Origin of the sequence: Caballeronia sp. SEWSISQ10-4 2, assembly GCF_030464885.1 — a bacterium.
GTDB lineage: Bacteria > Pseudomonadota > Gammaproteobacteria > Burkholderiales > Burkholderiaceae > Caballeronia.
The window spans coordinates 71,480-85,600 of record NZ_JALPRJ010000031.1; the positions used below are offsets into that span (position 1 = coordinate 71,480).

At 60.1% G+C, this 14,121-nt stretch carries 12 protein-coding genes; 3 read left to right on the plus strand and 9 right to left on the minus strand.

The genetic code is table 11. From position 1 onward, the window contains the following. Positions 1 to 144 precede the first annotated feature (144 nt). The gene (locus tag M0D69_RS21625; RefSeq protein ID WP_301783952.1) at positions 145 to 828 is read left to right on the plus strand and encodes a DUF2848 domain-containing protein; all 684 of its coding nucleotides are present in this window, start codon (positions 145 to 147) and stop codon (positions 826 to 828) included. 146 nt (positions 829 to 974) lie between these two features. Here the strand turns inward: M0D69_RS21625 and M0D69_RS21630 are convergent, their stop codons facing one another. From M0D69_RS21630 to M0D69_RS21640, 3 genes are all read right to left on the minus strand, one after another. Beyond that, positions 975 to 1,349, minus strand: coding sequence for a hypothetical protein (locus M0D69_RS21630; RefSeq protein ID WP_301783953.1), 375 nt, complete (start codon positions 1,347 to 1,349; stop codon positions 975 to 977). Between the two features lie 14 nt (positions 1,350 to 1,363). Further along, positions 1,364 to 3,079 (minus strand): methyl-accepting chemotaxis protein, encoded by a 1,716-nt coding sequence (locus M0D69_RS21635; RefSeq protein ID WP_301783954.1) that lies wholly within the window; start codon positions 3,077 to 3,079, stop codon positions 1,364 to 1,366. 135 nt (positions 3,080 to 3,214) lie between these two features. Then, positions 3,215 to 3,934 (minus strand): ABC transporter substrate-binding protein, encoded by a 720-nt coding sequence (locus tag M0D69_RS21640; RefSeq protein WP_301783974.1) that lies wholly within the window; start codon positions 3,932 to 3,934, stop codon positions 3,215 to 3,217. Between the two features lie 416 nt (positions 3,935 to 4,350). Here M0D69_RS21640 and M0D69_RS21645 point away from each other — a divergent pair, with 416 nt between their 5' ends. Further along, on the plus strand, positions 4,351 to 5,262 hold the full coding sequence (locus tag M0D69_RS21645; RefSeq protein ID WP_301783955.1) for an amidohydrolase: 912 nt from the start codon (positions 4,351 to 4,353) through the stop codon (positions 5,260 to 5,262). Positions 5,263 to 5,289: 27 nt separating this feature from the next. On the opposite strand, the gene M0D69_RS21650 is transcribed toward M0D69_RS21645, so the two are convergent. Continuing rightward, a complete protein-coding gene (locus M0D69_RS21650) occupies positions 5,290 to 6,840 on the minus strand; it encodes a methyl-accepting chemotaxis protein (protein WP_301783956.1) in 1,551 nt (516 codons plus the stop codon). A gap of 585 nt (positions 6,841 to 7,425) precedes the next feature. On the opposite strand from M0D69_RS21650, the gene M0D69_RS21655 reads away from it, so the two are divergent. Continuing rightward, complete coding sequence (locus M0D69_RS21655) at positions 7,426 to 8,541, plus strand: branched-chain amino acid ABC transporter substrate-binding protein (protein ID WP_301783975.1); 1,116 nt, start codon at positions 7,426 to 7,428, stop codon at positions 8,539 to 8,541. Between the two features lie 69 nt (positions 8,542 to 8,610). Here the strand turns inward: M0D69_RS21655 and M0D69_RS21660 are convergent, their stop codons facing one another. From M0D69_RS21660 to M0D69_RS21680, 5 genes are all read right to left on the minus strand, one after another. Beyond that, the gene (locus M0D69_RS21660; protein WP_301783957.1) at positions 8,611 to 9,759 is read right to left on the minus strand and encodes a porin; all 1,149 of its coding nucleotides are present in this window, start codon (positions 9,757 to 9,759) and stop codon (positions 8,611 to 8,613) included. Between the two features lie 165 nt (positions 9,760 to 9,924). Beyond that, positions 9,925 to 10,749 (minus strand): glycine betaine/L-proline ABC transporter ATP-binding protein, encoded by an 825-nt coding sequence (locus M0D69_RS21665; protein ID WP_301783958.1) that lies wholly within the window; start codon positions 10,747 to 10,749, stop codon positions 9,925 to 9,927. 34 nt (positions 10,750 to 10,783) lie between these two features. Next, on the minus strand, positions 10,784 to 11,740 hold the full coding sequence (locus M0D69_RS21670; protein WP_301783959.1) for a proline/glycine betaine ABC transporter permease: 957 nt from the start codon (positions 11,738 to 11,740) through the stop codon (positions 10,784 to 10,786). 40 nt (positions 11,741 to 11,780) lie between these two features. Then, the gene (locus tag M0D69_RS21675) at positions 11,781 to 12,818 is read right to left on the minus strand and encodes an ABC transporter substrate-binding protein (protein ID WP_301783960.1); all 1,038 of its coding nucleotides are present in this window, start codon (positions 12,816 to 12,818) and stop codon (positions 11,781 to 11,783) included. Between the two features lie 70 nt (positions 12,819 to 12,888). Next, entirely contained in the window at positions 12,889 to 14,115 is a 1,227-nt protein-coding gene (locus tag M0D69_RS21680) for a Xaa-Pro peptidase family protein (RefSeq protein WP_301783961.1), read from the minus strand. Between the last annotated feature and the right edge of the window lie 6 nt (positions 14,116 to 14,121).

The window sequence follows — 14,121 nt, forward strand, 5'->3', positions numbered from 1 at the left end:
GGAAGCATTCCCGTGAGTTTATCGCCGGATGATTTTATCGTTGATAAGAAAAAGTGAGGACAAGGGCCAACATTTACTTGTTGGACATCGCCGCATGCTTCTTAAAGACTGTCGTTCATCGAGTCAACCCGGTGAAAGGTTTTGATGAAGACACTTGAATGCAGGATCGACGGCGGCGCAGACATTGAGGTGGTCGTGAGCCACCTGGTCATCGCCGGATGGGCGGGACGCGATGCGCGCGACGTCGAGCACCATATCCGCGAACTGGAAGCGCTGGGCGTCAAAAGGCCGGCGTCGGTGCCGACGTTCTACAGAATCACAGCAGACTTGCTGACGACATCGGAGCGAATCGAGGTCGTCGGCACGCACTCATCCGGCGAAGTGGAAGTCGTGCTGATCCAGACCGCGAGCAATGGCTTGCTCGTGGGTATCGGGTCCGATCACACGGATCGCCGGGTTGAAAGCTACGACGTCACTGTATCGAAGCAGATGTGCGCCAAGCCGGTGAGCGCCACGCTCTGGCGTTACGCCGATATCGCCCCGCACTGGGATTCGCTGATCGCGCGCAGTTGGCGGATCGACGGCGATGCTGAGCGCGTGTTGTATCAGGAAGGCACGCTCGCACGCCTGCTGCATCCGGAAGAGCTGATTGAACGCGGTTTCGGTGCAGGCGGCATGCTGCCCGGCTCGGCGATGTTCTGCGGCACCCAAGCCGTGCTCGGACACTTGAGCGCGAGTGCGGGCTACGAACTGGAATTACATGACCCGGTGCTCGGACGCAGCCTTCGGCACCGTTATATGGTTGAAGCGCTGGCCCATGTGGAATGACAGGCAGGACGGCTATCCGCGCACTGTAAGCACGCGACGCTCACAGCGAGCGAGTTACTTGAGCGGCGCGTTGCCCGTCGGCTTATCGCCGCTAGCACCGCGCTAAGGGTTCCCGTCAGAGCAGGCTTGAAGCGTGCGCAGTCACGTTACCGAAGCGCGTTCAGGTAACGGTTAACCTCAGTCAAGAGCGCCGAGTGGTATTGCTCCGGCAAGCACCTGTCGTCGCCGAGGGACATCAAATCCTCGATCCTGTCGCGGAACGACTCGACAATATCTGCCCGCATCGCCACAGGCAGGTGCGCCAGCATTGCAACCAGCAATTCGCCAACGACCGCAAGGCGCGCGCCGTGTTGAACAACGGCGATACCGTTTCTCGTGGATAGGGTCGTGAGCAGATCGAGTAACGTGCCGTCGCTCGTTTCTTTAGATTCTTTGGACGGGACTGCCAGAGATTGCAGCGACGAATCCGGCAGGGTCTCAATGTCTGAATTGCAGATCTGCATTTTGACGTTACTGGGCATGATGAATTTCGTGATCAGAAGGCTTCCCAGTCTGCTGCCGCCTTATTAGCTGTAGTGGCGGCAGGTTTATTAGCAATGACGGCCGGGGTAACCCTCGCCATCGCGGGTTCCGCGCGACGAGTGGTGGCAATCTTGGCCGCAGGCAGGCGAGGCCCGCTTTGCGGAGTCGCAATGTGTGATGTAATTTGCCCCGTCTCGGCGACCCTGAACACGGAAACGGCGTCCTTCAGCCTGGCTGCCTGCTCTTCAAGCGACTGTGCTGCAGCGGCGGCCTGCTCGACGAGCGCAGCGTTCTGTTGCGTCACTTCGTCCATCTGGCCGACAGCCTGATTGACCTGCTCGATGCCGCGGCTTTGCTCTTCGGACGCTGCGGCGATCTCACCGACGATATCGGAGACCTGTTTGATCGCCTGCTTCACCTGCCCCATCGTGGCGCTGACTTCGGTTGCCTGCTTCGCGCCGTCCTGAATCGTTGTCACGGACGAACTGATCAGCTCCTTGATTTCCTTGGCAGCCGCGGCGGAACGCTGCGCCAGGCTGCGAACCTCACTGGCGACCACAGCAAAACCTCGCCCCTGTTCGCCAGCGCGTGCGGCTTCGACAGCTGCGTTCAGCGCGAGAATGTTCGTCTGGAAAGCGATGCCTTCAATGACGCCGGTGATTTCGGAAATCTTGCTTGAGCTACTGCTGATCAGACCGATCGTCCCGACCATGGCCTGAACGGAGTCATTACCTGTATCTGCCATGTCGGTGGCATGGGTGGCGAGCGCGTTCGCCTGACGGGCATTGTCGGCGGTCTGCTTTACCGTCTCGGTCAACTGCGTCATGCTGGCCGCGGTTTCTTCAAGCGACGCCGCCTGTTCCTCCGTGCGGGCAGACAGGTCGGTATTGCCGCTTGCAATTTCGCGTGACGCCACAGCGACTGACTCGGAGGACACCTTGATTCCGCGAACCGTATTGCTAAGCTGCTGATCCATTTTCTTCAGTGCTTCGAGAAGCTGGCCGGATTCGTCGCGAGACACGTTGACAATGTCATTGCCGAGTTTTCCGGCAGCTATACGAGTTGCGACTTCAAGTGCGGTTTGCAGAGCAAACGTTACCGCGCGCACCACGCGAATGCCAAGAATCATGGCCAGCAGAGACACGCAAGCTACTATCGCAATGGATATATATCGAACGTGGCTAGCAGAAACGAGGTTGTCATTTACCGTTGCCTGAGCAGTGGACTGCACATACTGTTTCATGTCGGTCAGAATGCCGAATACCTGATTGGCATTGTCCTTCACCTCAAGCCGGTTGACCTCCGCCCCGCCCTTGATATCGCCCGCTTCGATTCGCTCGACCTGGTGCTTCATGCCGGCCTGCATGCGCTGGTAGGCGCTCTGCAAATTCGTGATCGCGGCGGCTTGCATGCCGCCGTCGCTGTGCGCAGCAAGCGCGGTCAGCGCTTTGTCTACAGCAGAAAAGTGCTCGTTATTTTCCCGCTTCCATGTCGCGATTGATGCCGGGTCGCCGATAGCGATCATGCGCAGGATATTGATATCGGATCGGGTGAGCAAGCCGTCGATCTCGCCAATAGCTAGCGCGTCATGGAAGTCGCGCTGATACATCTCGGCCGATCGCTCATTCGATTGATCGAGCTGTACGAGAAAGTACACGCTTAAGCTCACCATGCTAAGGACAAGCAGGACAACGACTGACAGAAGCTTTTTACTTACGGTCCATTTCATAACCTACCCCGAATTTATATTTGGCTTGTATGTAAAGCGAGGGGCAAATGTTAGGTGAATCGAATAATTCTGGTAAGCGTAAACACTGTCGGTCAATGCTGAAATTTATGTAGGGAATTACTTCATTCTAGTAGGCTAGTCGTTGTCTTTTGCAACGTCCGCGCCCGCAATTTGATGGCGCGCCAGTGACGCCGCGACAAAGTCCGACGCTTTCATGTCCTCGACAAACTTCGAGAGATACGCGGCCGCTTCATCGCCCTTTGCTTTTGGGACCCCCATCGCCTGACGGATTACCATGAAACGTTGATCGAGCAGCCGCAATCCACTTGTCTTCGCGGCATCTCTTTCGAGCTGTTGCTTGACGCCCGCGGCCACGTCCAGATGCTGATCCAGGAAACCTTGCACCACTGCGGGGGACGTCGGGATCCGCACAATCTTCGCGCGATGCAATTCGCGCGTGAGGAACAAATCGTACGCGCTGTCTTTGCCAACGGCGACAGTCACGCCCGCTTGATCGACCTGATCGTTGGTGGTAATCGGCGACGTGTCGCGCACCAGATAAAAGCCTTCAATCAACACATACGGTTTCGTGAAACTGATTTCTTGTCCGCGCTTCGGATCGACGGCGAAGAAGCCGATGTCGGCCTTGTCCTGGTTGAGGTTATCCACGGATGCGCCCGCCGACCTGACCACGATCAGTTGCAGCGGCACACCGAGACGGCTGGCGAGTTCGGTGGCGAGATCGACCGATACGCCGACCGCCTTGCCGGTTGCTGGATCGATACTCGCCAGCACCGGATTCCCGAGATTGATAGAGGCGCGCAGCGTGCCGCCCGGCGCGAATACTTTCACCATGGATTCACCTGCCTCTTTTGCGGATTGTGCAGCGGATGGTTGTGTGAGGTTCGCGCCCTGGGTCTGGGCGAAGGCGGAAACGGACAGGGCGGCGCTGACTGCCACCACGACTGACAGCGTTGCAATGAGACCCCTCGAAAGCTTCGTCATCTTGGGATGCCCTTGATTTAGCGAACCAGCACTGCCTTATACAAGCTACAAGCTCTCGTCGGACGGACTGCCCAACAGCGGTTGGAAGCCGCTGCGCATTGCTTCGAACCCATCGCGGGCGACGTTCGCTCCTTGATTTCGGCTTGACAGCCCGAATGTCAGCGCCGATGCTGATTGTCGACTATCCATGCAATGGTGTCGAACGACTGAAAGTGCCGGAGCAAGTGCGATGCAAGCGCAACCCTTCTCGCTATGGAACACGAGTCATGAACAGCGACGGACTCCCCATCATTGATTGCCATCAGCACTTCTACGACGCCCGACGTTTGCACTACCCTGTATTCGCACAGCGCAGTGCAGGGTTCGAGGATCTCGTAGGCGATTACAGCGCGTTGCCCACTACGTATCTTCCCGAAGACTATGCGCACGACACCCAGGGGTTGAACGTCGTAGGGACGGTCTGGGCGGAGTTCATTTCAGACAATCCCGTCGACGAAGTGCGATGGGCGGATGAGTTGATGCACGCGGCCACCCGCCCCACCGGCATGATTGCTCTCGTCGACTTTCTCAGTCCCGATTTGAAACACACGCTGGATGCTTATGCTTCGACCCAACACGTCCGGTGCGTGCGTCAGCATATGGGCTGGCATTCGGAGAACCCGCTGTTGCGTTACGCGCAACGGCCCGATCTTCTGTCCGATCTCGCGTGGCGCCGAGGAATTGACTTGCTTCGCGGTCGCGGCTTGCTCTGCGAGATCGAGATATTCGCGCCCCAATTGCGCGAGTTCGCATCGATGGCCGCTGCGTATCCGGATATCCAGTTTGTCCTGCCCGTGATGGGCTGGCCCATCGACCTGACGAGCGCCGGCCAGGCGACGTGGAAGCGCGCACTCGTAGCCGTTGGCAAGTGCCCCAACGTCGCGATCAAGATCTTCGGGCTGGAATGCATCTTCGGTATCCACTGGACGGTCGCCCAGGTGCGCCCGTGGATCCTTCAGGCCATCGAGATTTTTGGCCCTGCGCGCAGTATGTTCGCGAGCCACATGCCGATCTGCAAGCTCGCTTGCAGCTTTCAACATCTCTATGGTGCGTATCTTGAGGTGATAGAGGACTTCAGCTCGTCGGAAAAGCGCCAAGTGCTACACGACACGGCTGCCGGAATCTACAAGATAGCCTGAGAAATATTGGTAGGCGCCTACGCGCGCTCAAGCGCTCTTGGACGGCATCAGGCCGTCGCCGCGGTTGACGCTGCACTGGACCGCCCAGCGGCCGTCGAGAGCAGGCGTAATGTAGCCGATCTTTTCCACCGGCTGCTTCGTGACGGGGTGCCGTCCGTTGAATTCGATCCAGCCACCGCCTTGGTCGACCGCGCGCCAACTGGCTTCGCGGATCGCGGATTGGTCGTCGCCCGGCAGCGCGTCTTTGCGCAACTTGCCGACCTTGCTCGGGTCGGAGCCGAAGGCACGGAAATAGTCGTCACGGTCCGCAACCACAATATAGAGGTCGCGGTCGCGAAAGCCGCCCTTCGGGTCGTGAAATCGGCGCACAGCGTTTTCCGGCCCCTCGGCGTCGACCCGCCGGGCCGCACGTTCGGCCATGGCCCGGGCCTCGTCGGCACAGCCCTGGCGCAGCCGGATATATTTAACCCCATCGCTCAGTCGATCGGCACGAGCCTGCAGCTGACTCGCCGTTTCCACCGACCCGCCGACCATCTGACCATTGCGCTGGGTGATGTCATCCAGCACTTCGACCGCCTGGGCAATCTCCTGCAACCCGGTGGTCTGCTCGCTGCTCGACCGCGCGACGTCGCGCAGCAAAGCGGCCACCTCGCTGACCGCGTCGACCGCACGCGTCAACAGGTTCCGGCTGCCTTCGATGGCTTGCACCCCATCAGTCACCTCGTCGCGAGAATGCTGGATCAGTTTCTTGACTTCCGCTGCTGCTTGCGCGCTGCGCTGCGCCAATGCACGCACTTCGGCGGCGACTACGGCAAAACCGCGGCCGGAATCGCCGGCCCGGGCGGCCTCCACCGCGGCGTTAAGCGCGAGGATATTGGTCTGGAAGGCGATACCGTCGATCACGCCGAGCATCTCTCCCATCTCGTGCGAACGCTGCTCGATGCGCTCGATGCTTTCGACCGAAGCGCGCACCGCCGCCTGCCCCGCGACCGCATCGGCATGCGCACGAGCGGACCGCTCATCGGCTTGCTGCGTCTGATCGGTGTTGTAGCGCACGGCTTCCAGCAAGGCTTCGAGCGCGGCACGGGTCTGCTCCAGGCTGGCAGCCTGCGATTCGGTGCGCTGCGACAGCAAGGTGGCATGTTGGGTCGCCTGGGCCCCGCCCATGGCGATCAGTTCGGCTTCGCTGCGGATGCGCGCCACCACCTGCGACAACTGGTAGGCGAGCAGGCGACCCTGTTCGCCCAGCGCCGCCAGTTCGTCGCGCCCCGGCAAAGACACGTCCCGCACCAGATCGCCGTCGCACAGCGCATTCAACTGGGCCCGCAAGGTCGAGATCGCATGGATCAGGCCGGCCCCGAACAGCCCGAAAATCACCAGGAACTGCGCCAATCCCAACACAGCGCCATAGCCGCCGTACCAGCGCGCCGCCGCGATGGCGCCGATAGCGCTAAGCGCGGCAATCGTCCACTGCACCCGCAGGTTCCAGCGGCGCAATGCCGACCTGAGCGGGAGAGAGAGGGATTGTGCGTGGGACAGGCCGGCGGTAACGCGTGGCGTCTCTTTATAGGTTGACATGGATATTGCCCGAACCGTATTTGGCTTTTGCCTTCGATCGCTGGCCAGGTGCGTGGGATGCAACCCGAGAGCACGTCGCTGGCGTGCATGTTCTTCTGTTCCGGGAGACGCCTCCGTAAGCGAGGCCGTCACGGAACACATCGCTCCGGCAAACCTCCGTCTCCCTCGAGTTCGCTGTGCGCGGCGCTCACCGCAAAGCCCACGCCCATGGGGCAAGTTTGCCATAGCGGGGGGGAGCGCGGTTATCGTAAACGCCCTCCTCTCGCCTCTATTCTTCTTATCGGATGAAGGCGCTCCGGCATGCTGTGGTACGCCCAGGCGCCGCCGTCCGATCCGGCTGGACCCAGCCGAGCTGGGCATACGCACGGCCCGAGCCGTTGAGCCAGACACAAGATTTGTTTATTGCCGGCCAACACAATTAGTCGTTGGACGAGACAAATTGGCCTTCGAATACTGAGCCTTATCCGCAGCCCGTGTTTGCCGCGCAAGCACACGCCTGTTTTCCGCTCACCCTCGACACCGAAGGATCCGCTCGTGACCTCCTCTTCCCGCACGCTTCGTCTCTCGCTTCCCGCTTGCTCCGCCCTGGCCACCGCGGTTCTCCTGACGACAAGCGCACCCAGCTTCGCCGCCGATCCCGCCGTGGTCCTGATCGGCCACGCCGCACCGCTGACCGGGCAGCTCTCCCACATGGGCAAGGACAGCGAGAATGCGGCCCGGCTGGCTATCGACGAGATCAACGGCCAGCATCCCGTGATCGGCGGAAAGCCAGTCAGGTTCCAGCTCGATTCCCAGGATGACGCCGCCGATCCACGCACCGGCACGCAGGTCGCGCAGAAGCTCGTTGACGACGGCGTGGTGGCCGTCGTGGGCGACATCAATTCGGGCGTCTCCATTCCGGCGTCGAAGATCTATAGCGAAGCGGGCATCGTGCAGATCTCGCAAGGGTCGACCAACCCCGCGTACACCCTGCAGGGATACAAGACCGCGTTTCGCGTAGTCGCTACCGACGCGCTCCAGGGACCGGCGCTCGCCCATTACGCACTCGACTCGCTGCATGCGAAGCGGATTGCGATCGTCGACGATTCCACGGCCTACGGTCAGGGACTCGCCGATGAATTCGAAAAAACCGCGAAGGCGAAGGGCAGCACGATCGTCACGCGCGAAGCGACCAACGACAAGGCAACTGATTTTCGCGCGATCCTGACGAAGATCAAGGGTCTGCGTCCCGACGTCATCATGTACGGCGGCTCGGACGCGACTGCGGGACCTCTGGCCAAGCAAGCGGGAAACCTCGGGATAACAGCGAAGGTGCTGGGCGGCGATGGCGCCTGCACGGACAAGATGATCGATCTGGCCGGCGATGCTATCGGCAACGTGACGTGTTCAGAAGCAGGGCTCGCGCTCTCGAAGATGCCCAAGGGACAGGACTTCGAAAAGCGTTATATTACTCGTTTCAAGACGCCTATAGATGCGTACGCGCCGTTCACCTACGACGCCGTCTACGTGATCTACAACGCGATGAAACGCGCCGACTCGACCGAGCGGACCAGGATTCTTGCCGCGATGCCATCGACTCAGTATGACGGCGTGATCGGCCGTATCGCCTTCGATCCGCATGGCGACCTGAAGGACGCAGCCATCACCATCTACGAATTCAAGGACAAGAAGAAGACGGTGATGGACGTCGTCAAGATGTGAGGTTTGCGCCGTGAGCCGAGATTGACCGTGTTCCCGGGCGAACCGCCGTTACTCGGGAACACCTCACACTCAGAACTTGTGCCGTATCGCGAGCCGCACGACAACCTGCTTCGACGTAGACGACGCATCCGCCGCACCCGGAACGTAGGCCTGATCCAGCGCAGTCCCGGTTTTGTCTCCGCCGACCGACTGGAACGCAGCCTGAGCGTAGAAATCGGTACGCTTGGACAGCAAGTAGTCGGCCATCAACCCCACCGATTGATAGTTCGGATGGCTGGTGCCGATGCTGGCGTTATCGGTAGCGCGCGTATAGACATACTGTGCGCCGACAAAAAACGCCGGCGTAAATTGATACTTGCCGTTGATCTCGAAGTTATTAAACTTGAGCGACGATATGGACCCGCCCACTGGCACGATCGATCCAGAGATGTAGGTAGTGGAAGTCGGATCGGACAGGTTCGTGTTGGTGTATGCAAAGCCGACCGTGGCATTGCCCATCGTGTAATTGATGCCCGCCCCGAAGATGCGCAGACGCTGCGCGAGGAAGTTCTGGTCGGTCGTCGGGATGGCGCCGTTCGCCGTGCCCGAGGGATTGTCCGAATTCAAATACGCCGCCGCAATCAGCAAACCGCCGTAGGTGTATTGCGCGCCCACACTCATTAAACGATTGTTGGCAAAACCTCCGGCCACGTTACTGAATCCATACATACCGCCGAATTGAAAACCGGCCCACGTCGGACTCGTGTATTTCACCGTGTTATTCACGCGGAATGAATTGTCGGTATTGTCGTTATCGTACGGATGCGCGAACAGATAACCCGCCCAATTTCCGTTAGCGGTTGTCTGCGCGAGAAAGTCGACCACTGAATCGTATTGACGGCCCAACGTGACCGTTCCGTAGGTGGCGTCGCTCAGGCCCACAAAAGCCTGCCGGCCGAACTCCAGCCCGCCTTGGCCCAACCGTCCGTTGTTCACGTTAAAACCATTTTCGAGTGTGAAGATCGCCTTGACGCCACCGCCCAGGTCTTCTGCTCCCTTCAATCCCCAGCGGCTGCCCTGCGCGTAGCCGCTCTGCAATTCATAATCCTTTTTGCCGTTGACGTTATTCGTATAGTCGAACCCCTCGTCGATTACCCCATAGAGCGTCACGCTGTTTTGGGCATGCGCGCCCGCGACGAACAGGCATGACAAAGTCATGCAGATTGCTTGTTTTTTCATTGATGGCTCCGAAACCGTAAACCCGGCGTGTCGCCGGTGTGGACCTGCTTTTTTTATGACGCTTTTATTGATGCTTTTTATTCATCGCCCGGTATGGGCGTGTGTAACCAGGGCCCGTGATACGGGCCCTGTCCTGCTCTCAGTCAAACCTGCTTACTGACCGGGTTACGCGACGCGATCGGCGCGTCGCTCGACGAAACGGCGAACATAGTCGTTCGCGGGAAAACGCACGATGTCCTCGGGCGTGCCTTGCTGCACCAGTTCGCCGTCGCGCAGGATCGCGATCTGTGTGCCGAGCCGCAATGCTTCGTCCAGGTCGTGCGTGATGAAGACAATCGTCTTGTTCAACGTCCTCTGCAACTCGAGCAACTGATCCTGCATTTCGGTTCGGATCAGTGGATCGAGCGCCGAGAATGCTTCGTCCATCAGCAACACCTCCGTGTCCGCTGCGAGCGCACGGGCAAGCCCCACGCGCTGGCGCATCCCGCCCGATAGCTCGTCGGGAAACTTGTCGGCGTAACCGTCGAGGCCCACTTTGCCGAGCCACGTCCGGGCCTTCTCGTTCGCTGCGTCGTGACGCTCGCCGCGCACACGCAATGCATACGCCGCGTTCTCCAGCACCGTTGCATGAGGCAGCAACCCGAAGTTCTGGAACACCATGCTGACCCGATGACGCCTGAACTCGCGCAGCCCCGCCGCGTTGAGCGACAAGATGTTCTTCCCGTCGATCACGATCTCGCCCGCGCTTGGATCGATCAGCCGGTTGAAGTGGCGCACGAGCGTGGACTTGCCCGAACCGGACAAGCCCATGATCACGAAGATCTGCCCCGCTTCGATATTCAGGTTGATGTTATTGAGGCCGACGTTGCAGCCGTTGTCGGCGAGCACGTCCGCCTTCGACGCGCCGTGGCGGAGCATGTCGATGACACGTGCATGGGTCATCGACGGCCCGAAGATCTTGTAGACATTGCTGACTCGGATAGCTGTCATGTTCGCGCTCCACGCAAGAAGATTGGGCTGATGGTCAGACGTGACGCGATGCCGCTTCGCCCGCGGTTTCAGGATCGCCAAGATCGGCGCTGCGAACGCTCTGGCGAGCCTGCACACGCGCCCTTCTATTCGCGCTAAGCGCCATCCGTGCGCGCCGCTCCTGCCCGTAACCCTGCGAGATCCGGTCGATCACAATCGCCAGGATGACGATCGCTATGCCCGCCTGCATGCCCTTGCCGACATCCAGCGTCTGGATGCCGGCCAGCACGTCTTCGCCCAGGCCTCGTGAACCGATCATCGATGCGATCACGACCATGGAGAGCGACATCATGGTGGTCTGGTTGATGCCAGCCATGATGCTCGGCCGCGCCAGCGGCAACTGCACGCCTATCAGCATCTGCCAGCGTGTCGTGCCAAAGGAGCGCGCCGCCTCCACCACGTCGCCGTCGACCTGACGAATGCCGAGGTCCGTGAGCCGGATCAGCGGCGGCAGCGAATAGATCACCGTCGCGAAGATGGCCGGCACCTTGCCGAGTCCGAAGAGCATCAGCACCGGTATCAGGTAGACAAAGCTGGGCAGCGTCTGCATCACGTCGAGCACGGGCAACAGCGTGCGGCGCACCCAGCGGTTTTGCGAGCACAGGATGCCGAGCGGCACGCCCAGTATGATCGACAGCACGGTCGCCACGAGCATCAGCGCGAGCGTCTGCATCAGCTTGTCCCAGAGCCCGAACGCGCCAATCGCGTAGAGCAGCAGCACAAACAACGCGGCCACCGAAAGCCTGCGGGTGGCGTGCCACGCAAGCACGCCGGCGAAGATCAGCAACAGCCACGGCGGCGTGATCCGCAAGCCGCTTTCCAGCGGCACCAGCAGATATTTCAATACGACCAGGCTGAACGAGTGGAAGGCATCGCCATAGTTCTGGACCAGCAATGCGACCTTGTCGTTAATCGGGTCAGCAAGCGATAGATGCGGAAAGATGGACGTCATGGTTCACTCGTCTAGAGAAGGGTCGCGCGGGTTCCCGTTTTCAACTGCCCAGCTTGGCCTGCACCTTGGCCGCGACATCGGCCGGCACCCACGTCTTCCACATCTCTGGGTGCGTGCGCAGGAACGTGGTGGCCATGGCCGAGCCATCGAGTTTCTTCGAACTCATTTCAAGGATCGTGTTATTCAGGAAGTCCATCGGGAAGCTGACTTTCGAGAACAGAGCCATGGCTTGCGGTTCGGCTTCGCTGAACGGCGTCGACACGCCCACCGTCACGTGCGAAACCATGTACGACGATGCACATTGCTGCATGCTGCTTTCGTCGCGCAGGGTCTTCCAGCAGGCGTCGTTATACGACGGCATCTTGAGTTCGACGAACTTGTATTTCGCCATCAATGCAGCCGGTCCCCAGTAATAAAACACCAACGGTTTACCGCGTTGATACGCCGATTCAATCGATGCATCCAGTGCTGCGCCGGTGCCCGGGTGAAAGTTGGTATAAGACGCGTCGAGCCCAAGCACCTTGAGCAAGCGCGTGTTCACGCGTTCGCAATCCCAGCCGGTCGGGCAGTTCAGGAAACGGCCCTTCTCCGGTTCTTCGTCGTCCGCGAACAGGGACTTGTACTTCGGCAAGTCGGTGACAGAAACGAGACCCGGTGCGCTCGCCTTGATGTTGCGTGCAGCATCACCCTTGATCACGTATTCAGGCACGAACCAGCCCTCCTTCGTGCCGCCCGGCAGCGTGTCGCCCACCAGTTTGACCTTGCCAGCGGCGACCGCCTTGGACGTGATCTCGCTGCGGCCGGTCCATTGTTCGGCCCATACCTGCACGTCGTTGCTGGCCAGCGCGGTCTCGGTGGCGGCCGTGCTGCCGGGAACAACGTCAGTGGTGCAGCCGTAGCCCTTTTCAAGAATCTGGCGCAGCACTTCTGTCGCGAATGCGCCGCTTTCCCACGTAATGCCCGCAAAGTGCACGGTCTTTCCCGAGCTGCAGAAGGTTCCAGCGGCGTGCGCAGTGCCGGCGGTGGCTGCGACCACGACCAGCGCAGACAGGCTTGCTTTGAAGAATCGTTTGAGCATCGTCTTGCACCTATGGGGAGTTGGTTTGTTGTCGATGTTTACGACGCGCGGCTATCCGATCGTATCGGATTCAGGCCAGAAGCCGCGCTTCGAACGGATAATCGGAGAGCAGTTCCACCCGTCCGTCGTCGCGAATGTAGACCTGCTCTTCAAGCTTCACACCTTCGCCGCCGGCCTCGTGTCCGATGTAGCTCTCGATGCACAGCGTCATGCCGGGCTCGATCACGCCGTCGTAACCCTTGGCCTCGTTGTCCTCTCTATGCACGATGTACGGATACTCGCCCGTCATGCCGACGCCATGTGCAAGCGCAAAATAACGGCGTGCGCGATACGGCTCGGGAATCTTCCACGCCTTTGCAATGAATTCCTGGAACGTCGTGCCGGCGCGCACGTTCTCCATGTTCGAATGAATCTGCTCATAAGCGAGCCGGTAGAGATTCTTTTGCGCGTCCGTCGCCGCCACATCGCCGCAAAGAAACGTGCGCGAAAAATCCGCGTAGTAACCAAAGCGGCCGACCACGTCCGTGTCGAGTCCGACCAGCTCGCCCGACTGGATCTTGCGCGGGCTGCTTTCCTGGAACCACGGATTCGTGCGCGGCCCTGAACTGATCAGGCGCGTTTCAATGTAGTCGCCATCGGTTGCAATGATGTGCTGATGAAGATGCGCCCACAGCTCGTTCTCGCTGATGCCCGGCACGAGCGCCGCTTCCAGCTTGCGCACGCCTTCCTCGGCCGCACGTAGCGACGCGCGGATCATCTTGATCTCGTTCGGCACCTTGATAGCGCGTGCGCGTTCGAGCGGCTCCTGTGCATCGGAGACCTGATAGCCGCGCGCCTGCAACGCGAACGCCGCAGCGGACGTCGCACTTTCGATAGCGATGCGCTTGCCGCCGCCGCTTTGTTTCACCAGCTCATCGATCTCGTCAGCCCAGCGCTCGGTGACCTGGCGAAGCATGTCGTCGCAAAAGTAATAGGAAATGGCTGTGGCGGGGCGGATTTCATCGACGGTGTCCAGGCCTTCTGCCAGGAAATCGCAGCCCGCGTATTCGAACAGCACGACCTTGCCTTCGGCCGGCACGAACGCATAGCGCGCGGGGTTGCGCATCGAATAGACCTGCATGTTGCGCGAGCCGGTGGCGTAGCGCATATGCGTCGGGTCGAACAAGACGGCCGCGGTGAGATCGCGCTTCTTCAACTCACGACGCACGGCGGCAAGCCGCTCGCGTTGGATCTGTGCAATTTCTACCTGTGTGGGTTCGCAATCTTCAGGGAGATGGGTGGGGCGAATAATCGACATGTGGGG

Bases quoted from the DNA above. Each gene is read 5' to 3' on its own strand.
- M0D69_RS21675 (WP_301783960.1), bottom strand. From the start codon at position 12,818: ATGCTCAAACGATTCTTCAAAGCAAGCCTGTCTGCGCTGGTCGTGGTC.
- M0D69_RS21630 (WP_301783953.1), bottom strand. From the start codon at position 1,349: ATGCCCAGTAACGTCAAAATGCAGATCTGCAATTCAGACATTGAGACC.
- M0D69_RS21645 (WP_301783955.1), top strand. From the start codon at position 4,351: ATGAACAGCGACGGACTCCCCATCATTGATTGCCATCAGCACTTCTAC.
- M0D69_RS21635 (WP_301783954.1), bottom strand. From the start codon at position 3,079: ATGAAATGGACCGTAAGTAAAAAGCTTCTGTCAGTCGTTGTCCTGCTT.
- M0D69_RS21660 (WP_301783957.1), bottom strand. From the start codon at position 9,759: ATGAAAAAACAAGCAATCTGCATGACTTTGTCATGCCTGTTCGTCGCG.
- M0D69_RS21670 (WP_301783959.1), bottom strand. From the start codon at position 11,740: ATGACGTCCATCTTTCCGCATCTATCGCTTGCTGACCCGATTAACGAC.
- M0D69_RS21680 (WP_301783961.1), bottom strand. From the start codon at position 14,115: ATGTCGATTATTCGCCCCACCCATCTCCCTGAAGATTGCGAACCCACA.
- M0D69_RS21665 (WP_301783958.1), bottom strand. From the start codon at position 10,749: ATGACAGCTATCCGAGTCAGCAATGTCTACAAGATCTTCGGGCCGTCG.
- M0D69_RS21625 (WP_301783952.1), top strand. From the start codon at position 145: ATGAAGACACTTGAATGCAGGATCGACGGCGGCGCAGACATTGAGGTG.
- M0D69_RS21640 (WP_301783974.1), bottom strand. From the start codon at position 3,934: ATGGTGAAAGTATTCGCGCCGGGCGGCACGCTGCGCGCCTCTATCAAT.
- M0D69_RS21650 (WP_301783956.1), bottom strand. From the start codon at position 6,840: ATGTCAACCTATAAAGAGACGCCACGCGTTACCGCCGGCCTGTCCCAC.